The sequence below is a fragment of the Acinetobacter sp. YH12063 genome (assembly GCF_013419715.1).
GTDB classification, from domain to species: domain Bacteria; phylum Pseudomonadota; class Gammaproteobacteria; order Pseudomonadales; family Moraxellaceae; genus Acinetobacter; species Acinetobacter amyesii.
Genome location: NZ_VOZO01000007.1, coordinates 140,038 through 163,425, shown reverse-complemented (window position 1 = coordinate 163,425; position 23,388 = coordinate 140,038). Strand labels below are relative to the sequence as shown.

Here is a 23,388-nt window from a genome sequence, read left to right as displayed (position 1 = left end):
CACGGTATCGTGACTTACAAAATAGAGGTGGCTTAAGTCACCTCTATTGTTTATAACGTAGCCATTAAAAATGGATAACAAAAATAATGGATCGAAATAACAAACTGTTTATTGCCGCCAGTCTTGCCAATGGTGCAAGTTTCTCGATGATATTGCCGCTGTTGGCGCCATTGGTTCGTGAGTTAAAACTTACTGAGCTACAAGGTGGCGCGATGGTTTCCGTCGGTGCGCTGCTGATGGCTGTCGGTGCCATTTACATTTCAAAAAATCAATCTAAGTTTTCGATTTATCAACTCTTGAGTATCGGTTTTGTGGGCATGGCTGTGACATGGGGGCTATTTACAGCCGTGTTGATGTATGGCCTTACTGTTCATATAGGGATGTTGCTGCTATTTAGTTTATTAATGTTGTCACGCGCAGCGACTGGGGTATTTATGGCGATGCCACAGATTGCCTTGCAAACTTATGTGATGACCCGTTTTAGCAATGAGCAGCAGCGTTCACAAGCAATGTCAAAATTCGGTGCATTAAATAGTGCAGGCGTGATCATTGGTCCATTTCTAACCACCTTGCTGCTGGGCTTTGGTGGAATCATGACGCCGCTTTGGGCAGCAATCATTATTTTAGCGTTGATTTCTGTGGTCTTGGTGTTCAGCTTTGATCGACATACCGAACAGCATAGCGTTGAAAAGCCAGTGACAGCTAAGGATGAGATACCATCTACGGATTTGAGCATTCAGCAATGCTATCCTTGGTTAATGTTGGGATTCAGTCTCTATCTTGCCATCGTGACCGTAAATTTAACGGCCGGGTTTTATATTCAAGACCGCTTTAATATGACTGCTGCAGAAGGCGCAGTGCATTTTGCAGAATGTTCTCTTGTCGTCGGTATTGCTTTGGTGATTATGCAAACGCTGATTTCTAAGTATTTAAATTGGTCCGTATATCGCTTACTGTGGGTTGGGCTGTTTAGCATGGCAGTAGCCTTGCTGATTTCGGTTTTCACCAATGAATTACGGATATTTCAAGCCACGTACCTGTTATATGGTATATCGGTAGCATGTTTAATCCCTGCATTTACAACGGGTGCAGCGCAAACGGCGCCCAGTGCGTTACAGACTAAGGTGGCAAGTTGGTGTACAGCCACTCAGGCTTTGAGTTTTGTTGTCGGGCCACTGATTAGTACGGGTTTATACCAGTGGCACAAAGAATTTCCGTATTATTTTTTATTTTTAGTGATGCTTGGTTTAATCGTATTCTTTTTATTTCAAACCAAAACTCAAACCGTGAAGCGAGTAACTGAGTGAAATATGCAGAGACTTGTATACTTACTTCAATAGGTCGGTGTGAAGATAGGCCTATCCTGACAACAGTGGGTTTTGATTACATGATGTTACTTGATCAGCGATTGATTTTACAAAATAGATTTTAAAAGCAAGCTTTTTGATTAAAAAATAACCACAATTGTTTCATTAATTCTCAAAGTACTGAATCAATAGTTTTCTCCGTTATTCTTTTCACATAAAAAATAACGGAGGTTAAATGCTTAAATTTAATAATGATTTGGTTCTGGGCGCCATTTTTGATATGGATGGAACAATGTTTGATACTGAACGTTTACGGTTTCAAACATTGAAACAGGCATCTCTTGAATTGACCGGTGTTGAGTTTTCCGAATCATATCTGATGAATTGTTTGGGGTTAAGTGCACAAAGCGCGCATCGATTGGCCCAAGCTGAATATGATGAAAACATTCCATACGCAGATATTCGCAAACTCGCAGATGAATTAGAGTTGGAGCATGTTCGTCAGTTTGGTGTACCGATCAAAAAAGGCTTGGTTCAAGTATTAGAACGCTTACGTAAGTCAGGACTGAGGATGGCCGTGGCAACATCGAGTCGCCGTGCAATCGCAGAAGAATATCTCATCAATGCCAATGTGTATAAGTTCTTTGATGTCTTAGTCTGTGGCGATGAAGTTGAAAATGGTAAGCCACATCCTGAAATATTTATGCGTGCTGCCGCAAAGCTGAATTTAAATCCTGCTGATTGTTTGATGTTTGAAGACTCGGAAAATGGTGTGACTTCGGCCTTTGACGCTGGCGGTATTACCGTACTGTTTAAAGATATTAAATCGCCCAATCAAAACATGCTGTCCAAAGCCAAATATTATTATGAATGTATGTATGACTGTTTGACGGAACTTGACCCGTTCACTGCGCATTTAGAGATGCCGCATGTGCAAGAGGCTTTTCCACAAACCCTTAATCAGCTCACTGTCGGTATTCATGGTTTTGGAGCGATTGGTGGTGGCTATTTAGCTCAAATTTTGTCGCATTGGGATGGTTATACTCGCCCGAAAAAAATCTATGCATCGACTCGTAACTCTTTATATCGCTCTGCGGTCAATGCATTTGGTACCTATAGTATTCGCTATGGTCAATTGTCTTATGACGAACGCATTGAAAATATGGCAGTCATTGATGCTGAAAATATTCAGCAGATGCAAGAGATGTACACAGAGTCGAGTTTGGTTGCCATCTGTTTGCCTGAAAAAGCGATTGCGGAAGAAGCCAATACCATTGCACAAGGCCTGTATGCACGACATATTGCAAATGATGAAAAAGCCATAGAACCCCTAACGATACTCATCATTTTGAATAAAGTCGGGGCAAAACAATTATTAATGTCACATTTAAAACAGGCTTTAACTGAGCTTGCCGGAGCGGTCGTTGCTGAGAAAATCATGCAACAACACTATTTTTGCGATACCGTGGTCAACCGCATGGTATCTAAGTTGAGTGACCAAAATTTATATCGTCAGCTCCGTATAAAATATAATATTTTCAAACAATTTCAATTAGATGAAGTTGAAGTGGATGCTCAATTAGACTTAGAAGATGCGACGAAATTAAATCCTGATCAGGAGCGTCAAGCTACTTTATATGTTGAGGATATGCGACGCAATTTTCACCCAAGTCATATATTGCAAAGCATGGATTTAATTTTATTCAATGCTGAAGCTGACATGCCGATCTATGTTGAAAATAACAGTCCTTTGTTAGAAAAAATGCGTCAAATAATTTTGGTCGATCATATTGAAGATATCCAGTTAATTAAAAATCGCTTATGGAATGGCGTGCATGCCATGTTGGCTTGGCAATCTGCACTGTTAAATCATCAAACCATAGGTGTGGCACTTGCAGATCATCGGGTTGATCAATTTATGCATGAACTCATTGACGAGGTGCAGGCTGGTTTAGCACTGCGCTTACCAAATCGTGCTTTTGATTTAACACGACTGGCAGAAAGCTTTATAAACTCTTGTGAACATGCGTATAAAGATCCATGTGCGCGCGTGGCACGAGATCCTTTACGCAAACTTGCATTTAATGAACGAGTGTTGGGCTCGTTGGCAACCAACTTAAAATGTGGACTGGATACAACACATCTACAGCAAGGGATTGTCTATGGTTTGATGTATGCCGTGAGTGTTAATCAATGTTCGATGGATCAGGTCATCAAGTTTATCCAGTTGCAATTTTCCGAGCTGAAAAAGGCCAACGAGCTTGAACAACTGCAACGGATCGAACAGATTGAGGCCAATGTAATGTCACAGTTGCAGCAATTTGCTGTACAGTCAACAGAGCAGTTTAGAGCTTTGAGCAACCATTCTGTAATGCAAGATCAGAAAGGCGCAGCCAAATTGGCCTAAAATTTAACGCTCATCTGTATGCAATATAAGTTGAATCAAAAATGCTGAGTATGACTCGGCATTTTTTCTTATAGAGTGGCCTTAGATGAATGAATTTCAGTTCTAACTGAATATTACTAAATCAAAATTGGGCAAAGTCTGTTTTGATTCATGCTTTAATAAAGCAGATTGAATTTAAAGTGATTTATCTGTGTTTTTAAAACCCTCAATGCAAGTCGTACCGACGCTCAATCAGGATTATCCCGATTGGCATCAAGGTCGTCAGCACTATGCTTTGTGGTATATAGAAATACAGGATCCTGAATTATTGGCGTATCTCACAGCACTTCGAGCGCAGTTTTCAGATCTTTTATACACACCGAATACGCGCCAATTTCATATCACTGTGTTTATTTGTGGCTTTTTTGAAGAGTTAAATAAAACTCAATTAATCGATCATGTTGAACAACGATGGAATGATAATTTCTCAGCAGATGAATTGGCACTGCACCAACAACAACTTCGACAGTTATCACTATCTAATATTCGGTTACGTACTGGTCAGATCAATAGCTTTCAAAGCGCGCTGTTTATTGAAATTGTGGATGTAGATCGTAAGTTAGAGCATCTACGTCAAGCTTTGAATTTAACTTCGAATGAAATTGCACCAATCGAATATTGTCCGCATATCACATTGGGCTTGTATAAACAGGCATGGAATAGCGATGATATTTTTGAAAGAATCCAACGAATTGAACAGCACAGCTTTGATTTTGAAAGCGAGCAGCTGACTTTTGGTCATTATCAGGCTCAAGTATTACAAGGGGCGTTGACTCCTTATTATCAACATCAGTTTAGACAAAATATAGAGATGGCACAGTCATGATTCATTTCATATTGGGTGGGGCACGTTCAGGTAAGAGCCGACTTGCAGAACAAAAAGCCAAAGAAAGTGCTCAAGCCGTGATCTATGTGGCTACAGCACAAGCCTATGATGAGGAAATGCAGGAGCGAATTCAGCATCATCAAGCAGACCGTCCTGACCATTGGAGGCTGATTGAAGAGCCTTTGTATTTATCCGATCGCTTAGTTGAAATAGACCAAGCTCATCAAACCATTCTTATCGATTGTTTAACGCTGTGGATGAGTAATTTATTGCTGCATGAACAAGCAGATTTTCAACAGCAACAATGCCAAAAATTACTTACGGTGCTGCCAATATTAAAGTCAGACATTATTTTAGTCAGTAACGAAACTGGACTGGGCGTTGTTCCCATGGGACAAATCAGTCGAAAATTCGTCGATGAATCTGGGCGCTTACATCAACAAATTGGTCAAATAGCTGACCATGTGGTGTTTTGTGTTGCAGGTTTTCCAATGATCTTAAAAGGAGATAAAGCATGAACTGGTGGCAAGAACCCTGTCAAAATCCGAGTATCGAAGCTAAGCAACAGGCGTCAAATCACCAGTTACAGCTAACCAAACCTACGGGCTCGCTTTCAGAACTTGAAAATGTTGCGGTGCAACTTGCATCATTACAAAACACGGATCAACCCAATATCGATTTTCCATGGATTGCCATCTTTGCTGGTGATCATGGTGTGATGGAAGAAAATATTTCAGCCTACCCACAAGCCGTCACACGCCAAATGCTACAAAACTTCACGACAGGTGGTGCATGTATTAGTGTCATTGCACGTGAGTATCAAGCCAAACTACAAGTGATTGACTGTGGTTCGGTAGGCGAAGCTTATGAATATGCAGGGGTAGAGCGCTACTGTATTGCAGCGGGTACAGCAAATTTTGCTAAAACTGTTGCGATGAGCGAATCACAATGTATTGAAGCGATGAATCTTGGCCGTAAAAGTGTTGAAGATGCTATCGCTGCAGGTGCGTCTATTTATGTCGCAGGGGAAATGGGCATTGGTAATACCTGCTCGGCCTCTGCTGTTGCATGTTTTTTATTTAATGAGCCGGCCGAAAAACTGACAGGTGTTGGTACAGGTATTCGTGCTGAACAATTGGCACATAAGAAACAAGTGATTGATCAAGCTTTAGCTTTACATCAGGACTATGTCGGCCAAGATGTCTTTAAAGCTCTATGTGCTGTAGGTGGTTTGGAAATTGCCGCAATGGTTGGAGCATACATTCGCTGTGCGCAATTGGGTTTGGCAATGGTCGTGGATGGATTTATTAGTACGGTTTCTGCCTTGGTCGCTGTTCGTTTAAATCCTGCTGTACGTGAATGGATGCTTTTTGGTCATCAATCGGCTGAATATGGGCACCAACGTTTACTTCAAGCCCTTGAAGCTGAACCACTTTTAAAGTTGAATTTACGTTTAGGTGAAGGCAGCGGTGCCGGTGCGGCATTGGGTTTAATTCGTTTGGCATGTCGTTTACATAACAACATGGCAACTTTTGCACAAGCTGCTGTGATTGGTGAAAAAGTTTAAATGGAACATTTCCGTTTAGATATATTGCGTCATGGTGAGACTGAACTGAGCCATACCTTACGTGGCTCTACAGATGATGCTTTGACGCAAAAAGGTTGGCAGCAGATGCAGCAGACCATAGATGATGTATTGAACGTCATTCATACACACGGTTTAGCGAGCTGGGATGTCATCATTACTTCTGACTTACAGCGCTGCCGTTTATTTGCTTTAGATTTGTCTCAACAACTTAAACGTCCAATGTTTGAAAATGCGAAGTTTCAAGAAATGCATTTTGGCGACTGGGAAGCGGTATCAACCAAGCATATCTATGAAAACACTCCAGAGTTACTCGCACAGTTTTGGCAAAGTCCCAGCACATTTACGCTACCGAATGCAGAAAGTCTTCAGCAATTTCAACAAAGGATCTTAAGCGGTCTAGATGAGCTAGTCTTGCAGGCTCAACAGCATCATTGGCAACGCGTTTTATTGGTTTCCCATGGTGGTGTGATTAAATTATTAAAATGTATGGCACAGCAAAGTCACTTAGATGATTTATTAAAAATGACTGCTGAATTGGGACAATTAAATTCATTCATTGTGCAAAATCGTACAAATATTCGTCTTTTGGAGCAAAGTGAATGACACCTTTTTGGATTGCTCTACAGTTTCTCACGACTTTCCCTATTCAACTTAAAGCGATGCCATCGAAACAGCAAAATGGACAGTCTTTACTGTTTTATCCTGCGGTGGGATTGTTGATCGGTGGCATTCTTGCCTTGCTTGCTTTTACATTTCACAGCCTGCCAATCATCTTACTCAGTAGCATTTTGCTTGTGGTTTGGATTTGGCTCACAGGTGGGTTACATCTAGATGGTTTAGCCGATACGGCAGATGCATGGGTCGGTGGCTTTGGTGATGCCGAACGTACACTTAAAATCATGAAAGACCCTGCATGTGGGCCGATTGGTGTGTTGAGCCTCGTCGTGATTTGCTTACTCAAATGGTCGGCGCTTTATGTTTTGCTACAACAGCAAATGTATTTGGCATTAATTGTATTTCCAGTATTAGGTCGTTTAGCCCCTTTATTTTTGTTTTTAACAACTCAGTATGTTCGTGAAAAAGGCTTGGGCTCATCGATAGCAGCAACTATTCCACGAAAGTCGGCATACCTGGTCTTTATACTCTGCCTAAGTGCATGTTTGTATTTTAGCTGGACTGGAGTGGTGAGTATATTCGCGTTTATTTGTACTTTACTGTATTTGCGATGGAAATTTATTCAGCGTATAGGTGGCGTAACGGGAGATACAATTGGTGCAGCGATTGAAATTACAGAAGTGTCGAGTCTCTTAGCGTTTGTCATAGCACTACATTATGTAATTGCTTAGTTTTTACAGTGAAATGACTTAACTCCTGATTTAAAAAAAGCCCAGCTATTGCACTGGGCTTTTTATTTTATCCCAACAGATAAATGACTAAATGAATAAGCGATGGCCCAAGCAATACCATAAATACTCCAGCAAGTACCATGCTCAAGCATGCTGCTACACCTTCTTCTTTATGACGTGATAATGCTTTGCTTGTACCAAATCCATGTGCGGCATTGCCAAGAGCCGCACCTTGCGCAAAGCGTGAATGCAATTTAAGCCCAGCCAAAACTAGGTCAGCTAAAGCCACGCCAGCAATCCCAGTAATCATGGTAAATAGAATCACCAATTCGACTGAACCCCCAATATTTGAGGTAAGTTCCATGGCAAAGGGCGTAGAAATGGAACGTGCCATTAAGCTATAAGACGTTTCCTGGTCAAATTGAAACAACTGTGCCAAATAAAAAGCACTAATAATCCCTGCTAACATACCAATCACGATGCCCAAACTAATGCTCAGCGCATGCTGACGAATAATTTGTCGATATTCATAGATGGGAATAGCAAAGGCCACAGTGGCAGGGCCGAGCATCCATACAATCCATTGGCTTTCTTGCATATAGGTGTCATATGAAATATGAAAGCAAAGCATGAGTATAATCAGCACAAACGGGACGAATAGTGCAGGGGAAAGAACCATATACGGTAACTTACGATGTAGCTTTTTCGCCAAAATATAACCGACAAGGGTCAGGACGAAAAACAATACAGAGATGCTGTTCAACCCAAAATCGTTCATAAGGTTTTTCCTGCTGTGTTGACATCATGATCTGTCGCAGTTTGGTGTTTCGCTTTAAGTTTTGCCTCGAGTTTAAAGCCCCAATAAACCGTAAATGCTGTAAACACCATGACACAGACGGTACCCAGTACCACGGCTAAAATTAACTGCCAGCCAGAGCTGAGTAATAAATCTTGATATTTAATTAATCCAACTACACAGGGGATAAAGAATAGAACCAGTTCAGCCAAAATAAAATCTGAGCCTTGTTTGATCCACTGCATTTTAAATAAACCACTCAACAATGCGGCTAAAAGGAGCAATAAACCAATCACGCCAGCAGAGATCGGCAAGTTAAACCAAGATTGAATGCAAGAGCCAATCCACCAGATCAATATCAATAAACTTAGCTGCGCTAAAGTTTTAAGAAACTGGGTAAATTTGGAAGTAGATTGTGGAAACGTATCCATGAGACGACAGTAGAATAGGAGATGACGCTATTTTAAAAGTGCATACCCTGTATAATTATGAATAATTAATTATTAATTATGCTTAAATGGAATAATAATGGACATTAAAAGCCTAAAAGTCTTTGTGACCATCGTACAAAAACAGAGTTTTAGTCATGCAGCAGAAGCGCTTTTTGTCACTCAGCCGACCATTAGTAAATTAATTCGTCAGTTAGAAGACGAGATCGGCGTGCCTTTATTTCATAAAGGAGAAGCAGGTCGAAAAAGGGAAGCACAGCTCACCTATATGGGAGAGCAGATTTATCAGCATGCCTTAGTGATATTGAATGAACAACAACGGATGCTTGATACCGTTACCCAAGTTCGTGCCTTAAAACAAGGTAAATTGACCCTAGGTTTACCGCCATTGGCATCAGTGTTGTTCAGTCAGTTAATCGCGCTGTTTCATAAAAAATACCCCAATATTGAACTGAGCTTTTTTGAGGTTGGGGCGACAGGTATAGAAAGTGCCATTTTAAAAAAACAGGTCGACGTCGGGATTATTTTGGGTCACTTGAAACCGGTGCTGAGTGGTATTCCAGTGATGGAGTCACCTTTGTGTCTATTGTCCAAAAAAAACTCACAGTGGCGTAAGCGAAAAACAGTATCGCTGATTGAATTAAAAGAAGAATCCTTTTTATTATATGATGATACCTTCACACTCAATGACATCATTATACAGGCGGCAAACTACGTCGGATTTGAGCCCAATGTAGTGTGTAAAAGTAGCCAGTGGGACTTCATCGCCAAAATGGTAGATTCAAATGTCGGGATTGCACTCCTGCCTAAAATTTATTGTGAACAACTTGATGCGGCAAAATACCATATGGCTGAATTAGAAAATCCAAACCTAGACTGGAAACTCAGTATGGCCTGGAATACCACTGTTGCCATGAGTCCCGCAACGCGTGCTTGGCTAGAAATAATTGAGGACAATAAAGACAAAATACATTTTTAGTTCATTCTCAGATCAATCCGATGAAATAAATGATTGGAAATGAAGGTCGATTTATGATTTGTATATCAAAGATTATTGAAAAGGATTTTGCAAAATCAACAGGCATGAATTAAATTGGGTGTTGGTCGTTATTTTTGATGGTTCATAAAATGAAATGGGATGATATTGGTCAACAACCGTGTTCAATCGCTCGTGCGCTTTCAGTGCTAGGGGATCGTTGGACCATGTTGATTATCCGTAATGCATTTATGGGCATTCGACGTTTTGATGACTTTCAACAAAATCTCGGTGTGACGCGTCATGTGTTATCCGACCGATTAAAGCGTTTGGTTGAAGAGGGTATTTTAACCAAAGTTGCTTATGTCGAGCGTCAGGAACGTTTTGAATATCGACTGACGCAAAAAGGCTTAGACTTGTATCCAATCCTTTTAGCTATGACACATTGGGCCGATCAATATATGGATCAGGGCTTAGGATCACCTGTTGAATATGTGCATCAGGCATGTGGGCAAAAATTTAAACCGGTTTTAGTGTGCTCATGTTGTGCTGAACCGATCCAAGCCAAACAGGTCAAACCGATATTTACCCAAGCCTATTACATCGCTCTAAATCAATTAAAACCTGCATAAGCTGTTTTTATGGCTTTCTTCAAGATGCTGATTTGCATCTATTTAGCCAAATTAGCCTAAGCAGTATTTGGGTTGCTTTAAAATCACAAACAATTTGCAGGTTTAGGGATGCCCGCTAAACGACTTAAATGTCGAGCGACCAAACCGGTGTTAAATTTGTCTTGTAACACCGCATTATTAATATCAGCGCTCACCGTTTTCATTAAAAATTTAATGAGTGGGCGAGTTGCTGGCGAGTGACCAAACTGTTGATAAAACTGTCGCACAGCTTGTAAAACTTCAAAATGCCAAGGGCTTAACTCAAGTTCTAAACTTTTAGCCAGTTCTTGGGCAACAGCTTCATTCCAAATAGTGTAATCCACCAAATGGCCATCTTGGTCTAATTCAAGATTCATATTCGTTCCAAAAGAGAAGATTGTAGAAATGGATCGCTTTCACTCAAATTATTTGAGTGAAATACATCTTTTAAATCTGAGGCATAGATCAGCAAAAGCGGCATAGTCGATCACTTTCATATGACTATAATTCATACTTTTACCTAAAATTTCAGCATCATTTTCAAGTACATAACATGTGCCAAATTGCTGAATTTGTTCATCTGCAATATGTAAGACTGCTTCACCCATCAGGATGATTGCATCTTCAGGGTTGATTAAACTGGCTAACTGCTGGATGTGCTGTAGGGTATTGGCATAGCTGGCTTGGACTAAATACAGCGTAGAATTTGACATCATCATTCCTCTTTTTACCAATACAACACATGATCGAATTGTTGAATCAATTCGGTATTGAATTGAACAAATTCGAGTTCTTGTTCACTGTTGATCACAAAAGGATGCTGTGAATTTTTTTGTTCAATATAAATCGGGGTGAGATCATAAAACTCAAAGCTATCAACCATGTTGGATGCGAGTTTAAATGCATGCTTGAGCTGATTAAACTCTTGTTCTGCCTGAAGTAAGCTCAGCGCAGCATCTTTGAGCAACACTTTAACGTCACAGCCGAAGGTTGCAAGCACCATGGTTGCAGAAAGACTTTCATGTACTTGTAAGCTTGCAAGATTTGCATGAGTTAAAACAACCAGTACAGATTTCACGTAATTTTCCTTTTCAATGCTACAAATGCGCGGCAATCAAAATACTTAGAATTGCAATAAACGGTCAGCAGCTTGTACGGCATCGGCGAGTTCGCCTAGGCCCACAAGTTCAAATTGCTCAGCTAGATTATGTTGCTGAATATTGTGACGCTGTGCATTTTCCTGATCTGTGATCCCACGTGCGAGAGCTGCACTTACGCAAACAGGTAAACGAATGCCGAGTTTTTGCCATTCACTACTGAGTTTGCGTTGATCATCTGGCACCCATTGCAGGGCATTTGCGACATTTACACCATCTTGATAGAAAAAAACCCGAAAGTTTTCGCCTTTTTGCTTCAGCGCTTGGGCAAGACCCAAAGCATGCCAAGCCAATATCGAAGTGGGTGAGGAGGTAATTAGTAATAGAGTACTCATCGAAATTCACTAAATGAATAAACGGTCTAGATCGACAGTTTGTTCTGAGTTCAGAAGAAAAAGCTAGTATACAATGATTTACTCAATGATCTGAATATTTGCACAGTTTTGCTTATTTAGGCAGCACTGCCATTGCAAATTTTTCTTCAAATAGAACGATTGGTATAACATTGGGTTTAATTTGGATTCAGCCTCGAGCCATCACTTTTTCATAAATAAACTCTACGGTTACATACTGAAAAATCTTTATATGAATAAAACGCAATTTTTGATTTTACAGAGTGCTATGATCTTTTCATTTTTTAAACCATCTCATGAATATAGAGAAATTTAATTTAAGTTTATTTAATTCAATCAATGCTTCGGACAATGCTTTAGATTTCACTATTTCTTTTGCCATATTTATTGCCAATGATCTATTTTATATCGTGATTCTTTTGATGTTTTTGGCTTGGTTTAAAGGCAGTTTTGACACCAAAAAACAAATCGTTAAAGCCACAGTTTTTACAATCGTCGCTTTTCTTATCAGCCAAGTGATTTCGAGTTTCTTTTACTATCCTAGACCCTTTGTCTTGGACGTCGGACGCACGATTATAGAACATTCACCGAATGGATCCTTCCCGAGTGATCACATGCTGTTTTTTAGCACGATTGCATTTTCTTATATATTTTCAAAGCAAAAAACCGTCGGCTATGTATTTCTCGCATTCGCTTTTCTTGTGGCGTGGTCGAGAGTCTATTTAGGTGTGCATTATCCAATGGATATGGCGGGCGCGTTGATCATCGCTGTTTTGCTTAATTTTGTCGGACTGTCTTTATGGCGAAGCTATGGTTTTCATTTGGTGAGCATGATATTAAAAGTTTACGAGTTCCTATTCTCAGCCATGATTAAAAAAGGCTATATCCGCTAAATTAAGTTGCTTAGATATTTGCGATTTCAAACGTTTGCTGCTGTTATAGTTACATTGCCAACATCTTGCCAGATGAATATTTATGATGATTCATCTGGCGTTCACATCCAGATTCTATACCTCAAAAAATAGTCAGACTGCTCAATTCCATTTGCTCATTCGAGCAGGTGTTTTCTAGTTCGACTGTCCTACATCAAATATTTAGTAGTGCGAATTTTTTTTAAATATCTTCTTCTAAAAGCGTTCACTCAAATACCACGTAATCTTGAGATTTCTTCAAAATTGATTGGCTAGCGAGGTCATTTTTCGTAAATCAAATACAGTTAATATTCATAACTGCAACACAGTCAAAATTCCAAAGCAGTAAGATAAAACTAGAATGCTCTTGCAGATTGTTCGGCTCATGGAAAATGCTGAGGCGAGGTTTAATAATTTTGATCTGTAGAAAAGTTGGTGACTACTTCAAGATGATGCCAAAGAGTTGTAAAAGCTTGATAACTATAAGGAGTATCTAAACAATGATTTTAGTGACTGGTGGTTTAGGCTTTATAGGCTCACATATAGCCTTGAGTTTAATGGCTCAAGGTCAAGAAGTCATTATTGTGGATAATTTATCCAATGCAAATTTACAAACACTTGAACGACTAGAATTTATTTCAGGCATGTATGTGCCTTTTGTCAAACTCGATATTCGCAATACTCCCGCACTCAATAAAGTATTTGAACAATATACCGTCGATGCTGTCATTCATACGGCAGGCTTTAAGTCATTGGAAGAATCCGTCCTTAAACCACTTGAATATTATAATGATAATGTCAGTTGTATCATGAGTTTGCTGCGTGCCATGCAGCGAACAGGTGTACGAACACTGATCCATTTATCAAGTTTAGCGGTATATGGACAGTCGTCGGCAGAATTAACAGAAGACACAGAAATCAATTTTACCTATCCAAATCCCTATGTGAAATCTCAACAAATGGTGGAAGAAATTATACGGGATACGGCACGTACTGATAATGAGTGGAAAATTGCGATTTTGCGTTTAGGAAACGTCGCAGGTGCTTTCGAACATGCAGTTTTAGGTGAGTTTGTTGCGCCATTGCCAAAAAATATCGTGCCGCTTGCGATGCAAGTCGGTGCTTTACAACGAGATTTTATTGAACTTCGCAAACAAGCCAAAACTGAAGATGGTACTGTGGAACGGAGTTTCTTGCATGTACTCGACTGTTGTAAGGCGGTGTGGCAATGTTTGCAATGGTTGTCGCAGCAACAATTTACTTGCGAGGCCTTTAATATTTCAGGTGAATTGGTTTCGATACAGCAACTGTTGGATACGCTTTCAGAAGTGACACAGGCGGAGATTAAGACGGTCGAATCTAGTTTTTACCCAAGCCATGAATATGACCAGCTTGGGGCAAGTACACAGAAAGCGAAAAGTACTTTTGATTGGCAGCCTGAACAAGATTTAAAGAAAATGCTAGAAGATGAATGGCGTTTCTATCAACAAACATTAAGAGGGAATTAACTCGTCTTGTTTTCGGTAAATTTAATCATCGTGCATGATTTTCTTTATAAAATCACGATAAAGATTATCAAATAAACCGCTCATAATTGATAATGGTTATTATTTACAAATCTAAGCAAGTTACCTAAACTGTATTTATCAGCAGAGTTTGATTCTGCATAGACGTTCAAGTTTTATAGATAAGGATATGAGGTCATTTATGCAAACACGTATTGAACATGACACAATGGGCGATGTTGAAGTACCTAGCGATGCGATGTGGGGTGCACAAACACAGCGTAGTTTGCAAAACTTTAAAATTGGTGGTGAACGTTTACCACGTCCCATGATTCGTGCAATGGGTCTCGTTAAAAAATCAGCAGCGATTACTAACGCAGCATTGGGTCAAATCCCTCAGGAACTTTCTGGTTATATCGTCAATGCAGCCGAAGAAGTGATCTCAGGGCAGTGGGATGCACAATTTCCACTGGTAGTTTGGCAAACTGGTTCAGGTACGCAAAGTAACATGAACTGTAATGAGGTAATTGCCAATATTGCCAATCAAAAACTGGGTAATCCGTTGGGTTCACAAAAACCTGTCCATCCCAATGATCATGTCAATCGTGCTCAATCGACCAACGATTCATTCCCAACCGCAATTCATGTGGCTGCAAGTCTACAAATCAATGAGCTTTTAATTCCTGCTGTAACGAAACTTCGTAATACCTTAGAAGCGAAATCTAAAGAATTTAAAGATATTGTTAAAATTGGCCGTACACATTTACAGGACGCAACGCCTTTAACATTAGGCCAAGAGTTTAGTGGCTATGTTTCACAGCTCGATCATGGTTTGAAGCGTTTAAATCAAGCTTTAGAAGGGCTGTATGAATTACCACTAGGCGGAACAGCGGTGGGTACAGGTCTCAACGCACATCCTGAATATGCTGTAAAAGCAGCAGCAGAACTTGCGAAGCAAACAGGACTACCATTTGTCACTGCACCCAATAAATTTGAAGCACTTGCAGGACGTGATGCTGCTGTATTTGCATCGGGGGCGTTAAAAACACTTGCTGTAAGTTTAAATAAAATCGCCAATGACGTGCGCTGGTTAGCCAGTGGCCCACGCTGTGGTTTTGGTGAGCTACGCATTCCAGAAAATGAACCAGGCTCAAGCATCATGCCTGGTAAGGTCAATCCAACTCAAAGTGAAGCCATGACAATGGTGGTTGCTCAAGTACTTGGAAATGATACAACTATTAATGTTGCGGGGGCATCGGGTAACTTTGAATTAAACGTGTTTATGCCTGTTATTGCCTTTAACTTATTGCAATCTATTCAACTCCTTGGCGATGCATGTAATAGCTTCAATGACCACTGCGCAGTCGGAATTGAGCCAAACCGTGAAAAAATCGATCATTTCTTACATGATTCTTTAATGTTAGTTACGGCACTCAACCCTGTGATTGGTTATGAAAATGCTGCGAAAGTTGCTAAAACTGCATATAAAGAAGGTAAAACTCTAAAACAAGTTGCGGTAGAACTCGGTTTAGTCACTGCAGAGCAATTTGATGAAGTGGTTCGTCCTGAGCAAATGGTTTCACCAAATACCAAATAAATTTTTTGAGATCATTCATCTAGAGTGTTTGAAAATAAAAAGAGGGGCTGATTCATATTAAGCCTCTCTTTTTATTGGATATATGATTGAATTATTTTTCAACTAGTTATTGCCTAACACAGATTCTTTGGATTCATATTCATCTTGAAATGTATGTATAGAAACCAGACGATTTATTAAAAATAGGGGAACGAACAAAATGAAGAAAGGCCTGATGATGAAGCGAGTAATTCATTGGATTGGGCTTTGAATTCATTGGCACACTTGTTAAAATGCCTTTCTTTTTCTGTTTTCGTTGCTATTTGACATTTGTTTGAATAAATATTTGCAAGACAGTGTTTTATTTAAGGATTTCCCCCAATGCTCACCATCTATTTGACAGATGTCCAAAAGAACGTTCAATTTAAAGACTATCCGGGCGAGCATCCTGTTAAATTTGTTTTGAATTTTAAAAAGATTTTCCCAAGTGTTATGGAGCTTTTGCTACCAGTTTTGCCTGAAAATGAAAATCTAGAAGAAATGAGCTGGGAATCGACAACGACAGATTTTGAAAAATTTAAATTGCTACTCAGTGGGTGGGGCGTAATTGAGCTACGTTTGAATGCTATTGCCCAATATAAAGACCGTGCTTATGCAGATAACTTGGTAAAAAAAGCACAGCAAAAACGTAAAGAATATAAAAAAGCACAGTCAAAATTACAAACCGTTGAACTTGATTATTTATTCATGCACGAAGTTCATGGTTTGATTGATGCAGAGTTGGTCGAGCTAGGTGAAAAATTCTATCTACCGACTTTACGTGAGCTTTGGAAAAACCAAGTGTCAGCAAATGTATTAGAAGCAAAATTCTAAACTGCACACAGTTTTAGTCGAAAAATCCTCCGCTTAGGAGGATTTTTTATATGCACAGCAGAACTTCAGATTTACTGCGGCAAGTGACTGTTTCATAGTGACCCATCAAGCAAGTGAAGCATTGATCCTAAACAATATCGTGAACGGTCATCCCTTCTAAATACTTAAAATATTTCTGCTTAAAGGCTTTTAGACTTAACCAGTCATTTGTAGAAGGTCGTCTAATTCGATGGTAGTAAACTTTGAGAATAATACAGCATCGGTTTCTTTTCTAGTAGTAAACACTACCGTGAATCACATGGTCTTTTAATGTGGGAGACAAGCTTCGCTTACTGCATTATCCCATGAGCAGCATACTGTGTAAGGTCGCGACGGTTGTATACTAGAATACCGTTATTCATCAATAAATAGCCCCTACAATCATGATTACAGTACTTCGAGTCTGTGAAGTATTGCTTTGCAAGGAAATGTACCATGCACCTGTTTGGATAACCTTGATGAGCTACTGCTTAATTAAATGCATTACACGCATATCAATTGATGGTCTGATTTTACTTGACCATTACAATGGCTAGTTTGCCAACAGACAGTACAACGACTAAATAAACTTAGCATCCACATAAATACAACCCATCTTGCTTGGTACTGATATAAGTAATATCCGTTGTATGCTTATATTTGCGTGCAACTTTATTCAGTAAACTTAGCTTTTTAAATATTCTTAGATTCTACAGACAGAACATTCATTCATACGATAATCAAGATCATGTATGTCATGGACATGATTGTGCGCCTAAATGAGTATGATGCTGCCAATGGATAGCTTTCAAATCATCATACATAAATAAATCTAACATTTTTCATGCATAGAAGCGTGAAGTGCTGACACCTAGATATTTGCAGGCAGAAGAGACTGCAGTGATTATTTTTAACTGATCGGTGATAGATTTAAGTAAGTATATCGTTGCTTTGAATACTTTCTTAGCTTTACGAGTATAGGGCTATGCTGGCAGCATGTCGAAAGACACAGCAAACTATTAGCGAAAGAGTCTCTCAAAGATGCTAAAACTTGAAAATCATAAATGCGGACATTAAAAAGCCCCATGGTTAGGGGCTAGTCGTATCACTCGCGTGATACTCATATAAGGCTCATCTCATACTGCACGTATTAAAACATAAAATCGAAAAAATTGCTGAGCAAATTAGGCGGGTAAAACTAGGTTATTTTAGAAAAAAGCGATCGCTATACTTTGCCCTGAACATTTGTTCATTTCACTATAACCATAAAGAACTATATTGATGAAAGAATATAAAGTTGTTATCTATCAAGAAGGCATGCTGGGATCTTTACTGCTTGGCTCTTCAAAAGTTGATCCTGTTAAATTCACCAATTTTTTAAATCAAAATGCGCAGCAAGGTTGGGCGGTGATTACGATGGAAAAAGATATCCGCCGTATGCTGCTTTTTTGGAAGCGTGAAGCTTATGTGGTTGTTTTGGAGAGAGAAAAATGAAATACGGTGTCTTTAGTGCACTTATTATTTCAGTTTTATGGGGTTTATTAGCCATCGCTCAATTGTGGTTTGAGTGGCTCAGTGTCGAAGTTTTTACCAAAATAACCGTCACTGTGGCGATTCTAGAAGCCATCATTATTATCGCAACATTGGTCATACGTGAGTATTTGACAGATAAAAAATTGAAAAAAGATGGCTTTATAGATTAGACCGCATAAATAGGGCGATTGAGTGCTGAACTCAATTGCCCTTAAATTTTAAAGTCATCTTATAGATTAAATCTATATTGGCTCATTACTCAATCATCATAAGGTCAGCACTGCTGGCAGATTTTAATTGTCGTAGCGCAAAAATAGAGCGTGTATGGCGTATACCTTTCATAGAATATAAATTTTTACGTAAAAAACGCTCATAGTGTTCAGCATTTTTAACTGCAACTTTCACCAAATAATCATAATCGCCAGTGACTAAATGTGCTTCTACTACTTCTGGCATATTGGCTAAAGTTTCACTAAATTGATCTAAAATTTCATCGTCGTGACGTTCTAATGTAATTTCAATAAAGAATAATTCATTGATCCCAATCGATTTTGGGTTGATGTTGGCTGTATAGCCGTCGATAATTTTTAAATTTTCTAGACGCTTTAAGCGTGTCCAACACGGCGAAGAGGAGAGACCAACACGTTCAGAAAGCTGGGCTATGGTGAGTCGTCCATCTTCTCTTAATGCGGATAATATTAAACGATCAATTCTGTCGAGGTTGTGTCGTGCTTCACTCATGCCAAAATAGAATATAATTGAGAAAAAATAGTTATATCATTTTTTGCAATAGTCGGCTGATGAAAATAAGTACACTTGGACGTTCAGTGCAGATTTTAAAGATAGAAAATAGAATATGTAAGCTGTCAGGCAGTTTGAATGAATCCAAAAGTAGAAATTATTGTGCAGTCCATAAAAAGACCATTCAGCCGGATTACTGACTGAGTGGCAAAAACTTAAGCGTGTAACTGTTGTTCAATGATCGGCCATAGGTTTTGATGTGATGATTTAAACATCAACATATGTCCGATGGCTTTATGACCTGTTTCTTTCGGTTTTAACTCAATCATTTGAGTCAAAGCATTCGGGTATAAACGCAGCAAGTCTTTGACATTGGCTTCCGTAGCGATTTCATCATCAGAGCTCCATACGGCAGTGATCGGGCAGCTCACTTGTTGATGAAAATCATGCTGAACAGTTTTGCCTAAGGCATTGATGACATAACCAGGTTTGCTACAAAATTCAGCCCATTCACGAGCTACATCTTTTGGCAAATTTTCACCCATGCCAATTGCATTGGTCGGGCCATAGCCAATGGTATAGCGTGCAATCGGGAAGATCACATTAAACATCACTGGAGCTAAAAGTTTGGTACGACCTTTAAGTTTTTTTACATGACCTGTAGAGCCAGAAACAGCAACCACTTTGGCAACTTTGTCAAAATTTGGCACGATACCTAATAATTGTCCACCTGCGCTATGACCGAGTAATATGACTTTAGGCGCTTGCGTTTTACTGATCAAGGCGTCGATTGCCGCAGGGATATCAAGCTGCCCCCATTGCACAATACTTGCTGTCGATTCTTTTAGAGGGCTGTGTAGCGACTCACCAATACCACGAAAATCAAAAACTAAAACGTCATAGCCTTGTTGGCTCAACCATGTTGCATAACTATTATAAAATTGCTTGGTAATGCCTGTGGCTGGACAAATCAACACAGGTAAAACCTGTTTGAGCTCTGTCTGGTGCGGATAAAAGCGCGCACTCAGTGAATAACCGTCTTGGCAATGAATCGTGAGTTTTTCAGATGATGACATGATTCAAACTTCATGGGTGTATTCCGATGACTCTAATTTACACAAGTTCCAAAAAGAAACCTGAAAAGAGTATGACTCTAAAGTCATGTCATAACAGGTTTGAAGCAAGTACTATTGCAGTAGGAATACAGATAAAAATAATGCGTGTAATTGAACAATGGATGTAAATTAAAATGGACATGCTTCAACTTTCGGGTGCAGTAAAAATTGCGATAGTCTTTAGTGGGATTTATTTATGGGTAGGTATGCTCACGGGGGTGTGGAAATATGCACAAATAAGACAGTCTGAACTAGCACGTGCGCATTATTATGTCGATATCGCACATCGGAGCAGTTTGTTATACGCCCCAGCAACGCTCATTTTGGCGGTATTGGCCTATTTTTCAGCACTTCCACATACACTCAATTTACTCTTTGTAATCATCAATTTGTTCTTTTTTAGCTTTTCGATTTTAAGTTATGTACTGCATGGCTATTTAGCCGATACCACCAATCAATTTAAAGTCCCGCACGTCTTAGGCAAATGGCATTTACCTAAATGGATGATGAGTATGGCAATGCTTGGATTGGTGATAGGCGAGTTAATTGCAACACTCGGATTGCTCTTCGGAGTCATCGTTAAATTTTGGTTTTAAACAAAGCAATATCAATTAGAAATGGTTTGCATGAGATTGGAAGCTAATCAAGAACTAAAAGCTTTTAAAGTGCAGACGATGGCTATGTAGAAGAATTTATAAAACAAAATTTGAAGTTAAATAGAATCGAAAATTCATGAGAAAAGGCTGATGATTTTCTGGTTATTTTAGGGATTATTTGTATTGTTTTTAAAATGGATTGAATAATCGAGAAGGTAGGGGTGGCATCTTTTCTTTTTTCAAGATGGATGATGCCTCATCCATCTTCTAACTTAAAATTCTGTTGATTTTTGCTTTCGATATTTGTGGTCAATGACTGCCCATAAATAAAAGGCCACCGAGACAATAAGCGCATAAGCAAAGTATTCAGGTCTTAAATTTCCTTGTATTAAGCCTTGAATAAGTAGTGTCAGCATGAGAGCAATAGTGGTGCTTGTATAGGTCACCATGTTCTTATTTGCCTTCAGAGCGTTAATGAAGAATTGCTTTTTGAAATGTACTGATAACATCTCCACCCCTCCGTGTTGTTGTTTCGCCAAAACCCATGATTTTGGTCAGGTTTGAACTACTGTTGTACTTCGAAACTAGAAGTATTTCAATAGCAAATGTCATTATTTTGTCATAAAACTATGTTAGATCATCATATAAGAATAATCATTTTATTCATATACTAAATATTATGAATCTAAAGGTGTTGACTGGTGAGTAAAATGGTCGATGCATAATATCTATGTATGAATAAGCAATATATATACCAACACGGGTATATCGGCTTTATGACACGAAACCGCCTAGCTTACAGTCTGAATCGGGCTTAATCATGGAGTTTGTGTACGGTGTATTTTGCAGAAAGTATTTGTATTTTAACTATTATTATATTTTGTAGCCAAAGGGCTGGCTTTTTTTCTCATCATGAAAATAAAACTTTATTTAAAAGTTCAATGACTTAGGATTATTGCGCTGTAGTAGGACAAATAAATGTCAGTTTGGGTAAAACTCGACAATTATTGGTCACAGGTAAAATCGTCATTCGGGTAAAACTCCGATTTTAGACAGGTCAAAAAAGGTTATTTTTTAACTTTGTCAATTACAGCAGCAATAATCAGCACAATCGCAGAAGGGATCAGCCATGCTAAATTTTGTTGAGCAAGCGGTAGATTGGCAATAAAGCTTGGAAGTGCATCTTCGAAACCAGCCACTTTTAAACCGTCAAAAATACCGAAAATAAACGCACATGCGGTAACAGGCGCAATAACTCTTGATGGTGAAATAAACCATTTAGAGCAGAAGCTAAGTAGGATAACTGCAATCGCAGGTGGATAAATCGCACTTAAAACAGGTACTGAAACAGCAATGAGTTTGGTTAAACCTAAGTTTGAAATAAGCAGTGAGAAGCCAACTAAAATGAACACAAAAACTTTGTATGGAATTTTAGTCAATTCTGAGAAATATTCAGCACATGCGCAGGTTAAGCCTATCGCAGTCACCATACATGCAACAAAAATCATTGCGGATAGGAAATAAGCGCCCATATCACCAAATGCATGTTGTACATATGCATGCAGGATCACTGCACCATTTGTTGCATTTGGAGCAATATCATGGCTGCCCATACCGAGTTTGAATAAGCTGATATATACCAGTGTAAGTCCAATACCTGAAATAATACTGGCAATGACAGCATACTTGGTGACGAGCTTACTATCCGTTACACCGCGTGAAGTAATGGCTTTTACGATCACGATACCAAAAACTAAAGCACCTAAAGTATCCATGGTTAAATAACCATTGACCACACCTTCAGAAACTGGTGCAGCCACGTAGTTACCAATTGCAGGCGGAATTACACCAGCAGGGATAAAGAACGCAGAGATACCCAGTACAATGAGACCTAAGATCTTGAGCGGTGAAAGGAAATAACCCACAGTATCCAAAATTTTGTTTGGATAAAGTGAAACAATGGTCACCAATGCAAAATAAATCACGCTATAAATTAGCAGACTGTTTGCGCCGTTACCAAAATAAGAAGAGAAACCAATTTCATATGAAACGGTAGCTGTACGAGGTGTTGCAAATAAAGGTCCAACAGCTAAGTAACACGCGACAGTAAGGATAATGCTGGCTGCTTTACCCAAAGGTGAACTTAAAACTTGAATAGAACCCTCAACACGCGACAAAGCAATAATCGTGATGACAGGTAGACCAACTGCGGTGATTAAGAAACCAAATGCAGCTAACCAAACATGTTCACCCGCTTGCTGTGCGACAATTGGTGGGAAAATAATGTTACCTGCACCAATAAACAGTGCAAAGGTCATAAAACCTAAGGCAACAATATCCCGTGTACGAAGACTTGTCATAAAGGGGAGATGAACTGTGAAAAAAGGCAATTTTAGTGCAATTAAGCTCGTTTTTGGAGCAAAATTTATAAATCGTATAGATAGTTTTTATAATACGAATCATGAATATATTGGCAGATAAAATAATGTTTTATTTATATTTATGATAAATAAAAGAAATTTATTGTATATAAATTTTTTATAGGAATATGTTTAGCTATTAAGATTTATCAGATATAAATCAATTGTTCTAATTTTCAGCACTAAATAGGATGCTATAAGCCGAA

General features: G+C 39.1%; 26 protein-coding genes and 1 pseudogene. 16 read left to right on the top strand and 11 right to left on the bottom strand.

Annotation, left to right across the window (positions count from 1 at the left end; all coding sequences use genetic code 11):
- Positions 1 to 86: 86 nt before the first annotated feature.
- From FTU12_RS09890 to FTU12_RS09860, 7 genes are all read left to right on the top strand, one after another.
- Positions 87 to 1,307, top strand: coding sequence for an MFS transporter (locus tag FTU12_RS09890; protein ID WP_180114267.1), 1,221 nt, complete (start codon positions 87 to 89; stop codon positions 1,305 to 1,307).
- Positions 1,308 to 1,542: 235 nt separating this feature from the next.
- Positions 1,543 to 3,714 carry a bifunctional mannitol-1-phosphate dehydrogenase/phosphatase gene (gene mtlD / locus FTU12_RS09885; protein WP_180114266.1) on the top strand — a complete coding sequence of 724 codons (2,172 nt, stop codon included), beginning with the start codon at positions 1,543 to 1,545 and terminating at the stop codon, positions 3,712 to 3,714.
- Between the two features lie 190 nt (positions 3,715 to 3,904).
- A complete protein-coding gene (locus FTU12_RS09880; RefSeq protein WP_180114265.1) occupies positions 3,905 to 4,579 on the top strand; it encodes a 2'-5' RNA ligase family protein in 675 nt (224 codons plus the stop codon).
- The gene (gene cobU / locus FTU12_RS09875; protein ID WP_180114264.1) at positions 4,576 to 5,097 is read left to right on the top strand and encodes a bifunctional adenosylcobinamide kinase/adenosylcobinamide-phosphate guanylyltransferase; all 522 of its coding nucleotides are present in this window, start codon (positions 4,576 to 4,578) and stop codon (positions 5,095 to 5,097) included. The genes FTU12_RS09880 and cobU overlap by 4 nt, the downstream gene beginning before the upstream one ends.
- Positions 5,094 to 6,146 (top strand): nicotinate-nucleotide--dimethylbenzimidazole phosphoribosyltransferase, encoded by a 1,053-nt coding sequence (gene cobT, locus FTU12_RS09870; RefSeq protein WP_180003750.1) that lies wholly within the window; start codon positions 5,094 to 5,096, stop codon positions 6,144 to 6,146. Before cobU ends, cobT begins: the two co-directional genes overlap by 4 nt.
- Complete coding sequence (locus FTU12_RS09865; RefSeq protein WP_180114263.1) at positions 6,147 to 6,770, top strand: histidine phosphatase family protein; 624 nt, start codon at positions 6,147 to 6,149, stop codon at positions 6,768 to 6,770.
- Positions 6,767 to 7,513: an adenosylcobinamide-GDP ribazoletransferase gene (locus tag FTU12_RS09860; protein WP_180114262.1), complete on the top strand. Its 747-nt coding sequence runs from the start codon at positions 6,767 to 6,769 to the stop codon at positions 7,511 to 7,513. Before FTU12_RS09865 ends, FTU12_RS09860 begins: the two co-directional genes overlap by 4 nt.
- A gap of 67 nt (positions 7,514 to 7,580) precedes the next feature.
- Here the strand turns inward: FTU12_RS09860 and FTU12_RS09855 are convergent, their stop codons facing one another.
- Both FTU12_RS09855 and FTU12_RS09850 read right to left on the bottom strand, forming a co-directional pair.
- Entirely contained in the window at positions 7,581 to 8,291 is a 711-nt protein-coding gene (locus FTU12_RS09855; RefSeq protein ID WP_171262654.1) for an LrgB family protein, read from the bottom strand.
- Positions 8,288 to 8,740 (bottom strand): CidA/LrgA family protein, encoded by a 453-nt coding sequence (locus FTU12_RS09850; RefSeq protein ID WP_180022109.1) that lies wholly within the window; start codon positions 8,738 to 8,740, stop codon positions 8,288 to 8,290. Before FTU12_RS09850 ends, FTU12_RS09855 begins: the two co-directional genes overlap by 4 nt.
- A gap of 97 nt (positions 8,741 to 8,837) precedes the next feature.
- On the opposite strand from FTU12_RS09850, the gene FTU12_RS09845 reads away from it, so the two are divergent.
- Positions 8,838 to 9,737, top strand: a complete 900-nt coding sequence (locus FTU12_RS09845; RefSeq protein WP_180007851.1) for a LysR family transcriptional regulator — start codon at positions 8,838 to 8,840, stop codon at positions 9,735 to 9,737.
- Positions 9,738 to 9,886: 149 nt separating this feature from the next.
- A complete protein-coding gene (locus FTU12_RS09840; protein WP_078191046.1) occupies positions 9,887 to 10,366 on the top strand; it encodes a helix-turn-helix domain-containing protein in 480 nt (159 codons plus the stop codon).
- 83 nt (positions 10,367 to 10,449) lie between these two features.
- On the opposite strand, the gene FTU12_RS09835 is transcribed toward FTU12_RS09840, so the two are convergent.
- The 4 genes from FTU12_RS09835 to tusD are packed head-to-tail and all read right to left on the bottom strand — an operon-like array spanning position 10,450 to position 11,876.
- Positions 10,450 to 10,761 carry a TusE/DsrC/DsvC family sulfur relay protein gene (locus FTU12_RS09835; protein WP_111884335.1) on the bottom strand — a complete coding sequence of 104 codons (312 nt, stop codon included), beginning with the start codon at positions 10,759 to 10,761 and terminating at the stop codon, positions 10,450 to 10,452.
- A gap of 48 nt (positions 10,762 to 10,809) precedes the next feature.
- Positions 10,810 to 11,097 carry a DsrH/TusB family sulfur metabolism protein gene (locus FTU12_RS09830; protein WP_078190986.1) on the bottom strand — a complete coding sequence of 96 codons (288 nt, stop codon included), beginning with the start codon at positions 11,095 to 11,097 and terminating at the stop codon, positions 10,810 to 10,812.
- 14 nt (positions 11,098 to 11,111) lie between these two features.
- A complete protein-coding gene (locus FTU12_RS09825) occupies positions 11,112 to 11,462 on the bottom strand; it encodes a hypothetical protein (RefSeq protein ID WP_180022111.1) in 351 nt (116 codons plus the stop codon).
- A 45-nt stretch (positions 11,463 to 11,507) separates the two neighbouring features.
- The gene (tusD, locus tag FTU12_RS09820) at positions 11,508 to 11,876 is read right to left on the bottom strand and encodes a sulfurtransferase complex subunit TusD (protein WP_078190984.1); all 369 of its coding nucleotides are present in this window, start codon (positions 11,874 to 11,876) and stop codon (positions 11,508 to 11,510) included.
- Between the two features lie 314 nt (positions 11,877 to 12,190).
- Here tusD and FTU12_RS09815 point away from each other — a divergent pair, with 314 nt between their 5' ends.
- From FTU12_RS09815 to FTU12_RS09800, 4 genes are all read left to right on the top strand, one after another.
- Complete coding sequence (locus FTU12_RS09815) at positions 12,191 to 12,787, top strand: phosphatase PAP2 family protein (RefSeq protein WP_180026274.1); 597 nt, start codon at positions 12,191 to 12,193, stop codon at positions 12,785 to 12,787.
- Between the two features lie 518 nt (positions 12,788 to 13,305).
- On the top strand, positions 13,306 to 14,313 hold the full coding sequence (locus FTU12_RS09810) for an SDR family NAD(P)-dependent oxidoreductase (protein WP_180023610.1): 1,008 nt from the start codon (positions 13,306 to 13,308) through the stop codon (positions 14,311 to 14,313).
- Between the two features lie 199 nt (positions 14,314 to 14,512).
- Entirely contained in the window at positions 14,513 to 15,907 is a 1,395-nt protein-coding gene (gene fumC / locus FTU12_RS09805) for a class II fumarate hydratase (protein WP_180110934.1), read from the top strand.
- 360 nt (positions 15,908 to 16,267) lie between these two features.
- Complete coding sequence (locus FTU12_RS09800) at positions 16,268 to 16,759, top strand: hypothetical protein (RefSeq protein WP_078193829.1); 492 nt, start codon at positions 16,268 to 16,270, stop codon at positions 16,757 to 16,759.
- A 127-nt stretch (positions 16,760 to 16,886) separates the two neighbouring features.
- On the opposite strand, the pseudogene FTU12_RS16660 reads toward FTU12_RS09800, so the two are convergent.
- A pseudogene (locus FTU12_RS16660) lies at positions 16,887 to 17,673 on the bottom strand (IS3 family transposase); the annotation flags it as partial.
- Positions 17,674 to 18,058: 385 nt separating this feature from the next.
- Between FTU12_RS16660 and FTU12_RS09795 the strand changes: the two are divergent.
- Together FTU12_RS09795 and FTU12_RS09790 are read left to right on the top strand one after the other, a co-directional pair.
- Positions 18,059 to 18,271, top strand: a complete 213-nt coding sequence (locus FTU12_RS09795) for a DUF4177 domain-containing protein (protein WP_078193931.1) — start codon at positions 18,059 to 18,061, stop codon at positions 18,269 to 18,271.
- On the top strand, positions 18,268 to 18,480 hold the full coding sequence (locus FTU12_RS09790; protein ID WP_180022116.1) for a hypothetical protein: 213 nt from the start codon (positions 18,268 to 18,270) through the stop codon (positions 18,478 to 18,480). Before FTU12_RS09795 ends, FTU12_RS09790 begins: the two co-directional genes overlap by 4 nt.
- 85 nt (positions 18,481 to 18,565) lie before the next feature.
- Here the strand turns inward: FTU12_RS09790 and FTU12_RS09785 are convergent, their stop codons facing one another.
- Entirely contained in the window at positions 18,566 to 19,051 is a 486-nt protein-coding gene (locus FTU12_RS09785) for an Lrp/AsnC family transcriptional regulator (RefSeq protein WP_078188537.1), read from the bottom strand.
- Between the two features lie 215 nt (positions 19,052 to 19,266).
- Positions 19,267 to 20,127: an alpha/beta fold hydrolase gene (locus tag FTU12_RS09780; RefSeq protein WP_078193929.1), complete on the bottom strand. Its 861-nt coding sequence runs from the start codon at positions 20,125 to 20,127 to the stop codon at positions 19,267 to 19,269.
- Between the two features lie 173 nt (positions 20,128 to 20,300).
- Here FTU12_RS09780 and FTU12_RS09775 point away from each other — a divergent pair, with 173 nt between their 5' ends.
- A complete protein-coding gene (locus tag FTU12_RS09775) occupies positions 20,301 to 20,762 on the top strand; it encodes a hypothetical protein (protein ID WP_180004966.1) in 462 nt (153 codons plus the stop codon).
- A 272-nt stretch (positions 20,763 to 21,034) separates the two neighbouring features.
- Here the strand turns inward: FTU12_RS09775 and FTU12_RS09770 are convergent, their stop codons facing one another.
- On the bottom strand, positions 21,035 to 21,271 hold the full coding sequence (locus FTU12_RS09770) for a hypothetical protein (protein ID WP_078188534.1): 237 nt from the start codon (positions 21,269 to 21,271) through the stop codon (positions 21,035 to 21,037).
- Positions 21,272 to 21,829: 558 nt separating this feature from the next.
- A complete protein-coding gene (gene brnQ, locus FTU12_RS09765; RefSeq protein ID WP_180114261.1) occupies positions 21,830 to 23,122 on the bottom strand; it encodes a branched-chain amino acid transport system II carrier protein in 1,293 nt (430 codons plus the stop codon).
- Positions 23,123 to 23,388 lie beyond the last annotated feature (266 nt).

Coding starts and splice junctions, on each gene's coding strand:
- FTU12_RS09890 (WP_180114267.1), top strand. CDS start 87: ATGGATCGAAATAACAAACTGTTTATTGCCGCCAGTCTTGCCAATGGT.
- mtlD (WP_180114266.1), top strand. CDS start 1,543: ATGCTTAAATTTAATAATGATTTGGTTCTGGGCGCCATTTTTGATATG.
- cobU (WP_180114264.1), top strand. CDS start 4,576: ATGATTCATTTCATATTGGGTGGGGCACGTTCAGGTAAGAGCCGACTT.
- cobT (WP_180003750.1), top strand. CDS start 5,094: ATGAACTGGTGGCAAGAACCCTGTCAAAATCCGAGTATCGAAGCTAAG.
- FTU12_RS09865 (WP_180114263.1), top strand. CDS start 6,147: ATGGAACATTTCCGTTTAGATATATTGCGTCATGGTGAGACTGAACTG.
- FTU12_RS09860 (WP_180114262.1), top strand. CDS start 6,767: ATGACACCTTTTTGGATTGCTCTACAGTTTCTCACGACTTTCCCTATT.
- FTU12_RS09855 (WP_171262654.1), bottom strand. CDS start 8,291: ATGAACGATTTTGGGTTGAACAGCATCTCTGTATTGTTTTTCGTCCTG.
- FTU12_RS09850 (WP_180022109.1), bottom strand. CDS start 8,740: ATGGATACGTTTCCACAATCTACTTCCAAATTTACCCAGTTTCTTAAA.
- FTU12_RS09845 (WP_180007851.1), top strand. CDS start 8,838: ATGGACATTAAAAGCCTAAAAGTCTTTGTGACCATCGTACAAAAACAG.
- FTU12_RS09840 (WP_078191046.1), top strand. CDS start 9,887: ATGAAATGGGATGATATTGGTCAACAACCGTGTTCAATCGCTCGTGCG.
- FTU12_RS09835 (WP_111884335.1), bottom strand. CDS start 10,761: ATGAATCTTGAATTAGACCAAGATGGCCATTTGGTGGATTACACTATT.
- FTU12_RS09830 (WP_078190986.1), bottom strand. CDS start 11,097: ATGTCAAATTCTACGCTGTATTTAGTCCAAGCCAGCTATGCCAATACC.
- tusD (WP_078190984.1), bottom strand. CDS start 11,876: ATGAGTACTCTATTACTAATTACCTCCTCACCCACTTCGATATTGGCT.
- FTU12_RS09815 (WP_180026274.1), top strand. CDS start 12,191: ATGAATATAGAGAAATTTAATTTAAGTTTATTTAATTCAATCAATGCT.
- FTU12_RS09810 (WP_180023610.1), top strand. CDS start 13,306: ATGATTTTAGTGACTGGTGGTTTAGGCTTTATAGGCTCACATATAGCC.
- fumC (WP_180110934.1), top strand. CDS start 14,513: ATGCAAACACGTATTGAACATGACACAATGGGCGATGTTGAAGTACCT.
- FTU12_RS09800 (WP_078193829.1), top strand. CDS start 16,268: ATGCTCACCATCTATTTGACAGATGTCCAAAAGAACGTTCAATTTAAA.
- FTU12_RS09795 (WP_078193931.1), top strand. CDS start 18,059: ATGAAAGAATATAAAGTTGTTATCTATCAAGAAGGCATGCTGGGATCT.
- FTU12_RS09790 (WP_180022116.1), top strand. CDS start 18,268: ATGAAATACGGTGTCTTTAGTGCACTTATTATTTCAGTTTTATGGGGT.
- FTU12_RS09785 (WP_078188537.1), bottom strand. CDS start 19,051: ATGAGTGAAGCACGACACAACCTCGACAGAATTGATCGTTTAATATTA.
- FTU12_RS09780 (WP_078193929.1), bottom strand. CDS start 20,127: ATGTCATCATCTGAAAAACTCACGATTCATTGCCAAGACGGTTATTCA.
- FTU12_RS09775 (WP_180004966.1), top strand. CDS start 20,301: ATGGACATGCTTCAACTTTCGGGTGCAGTAAAAATTGCGATAGTCTTT.
- FTU12_RS09770 (WP_078188534.1), bottom strand. CDS start 21,271: ATGTTATCAGTACATTTCAAAAAGCAATTCTTCATTAACGCTCTGAAG.
- brnQ (WP_180114261.1), bottom strand. CDS start 23,122: ATGACAAGTCTTCGTACACGGGATATTGTTGCCTTAGGTTTTATGACC.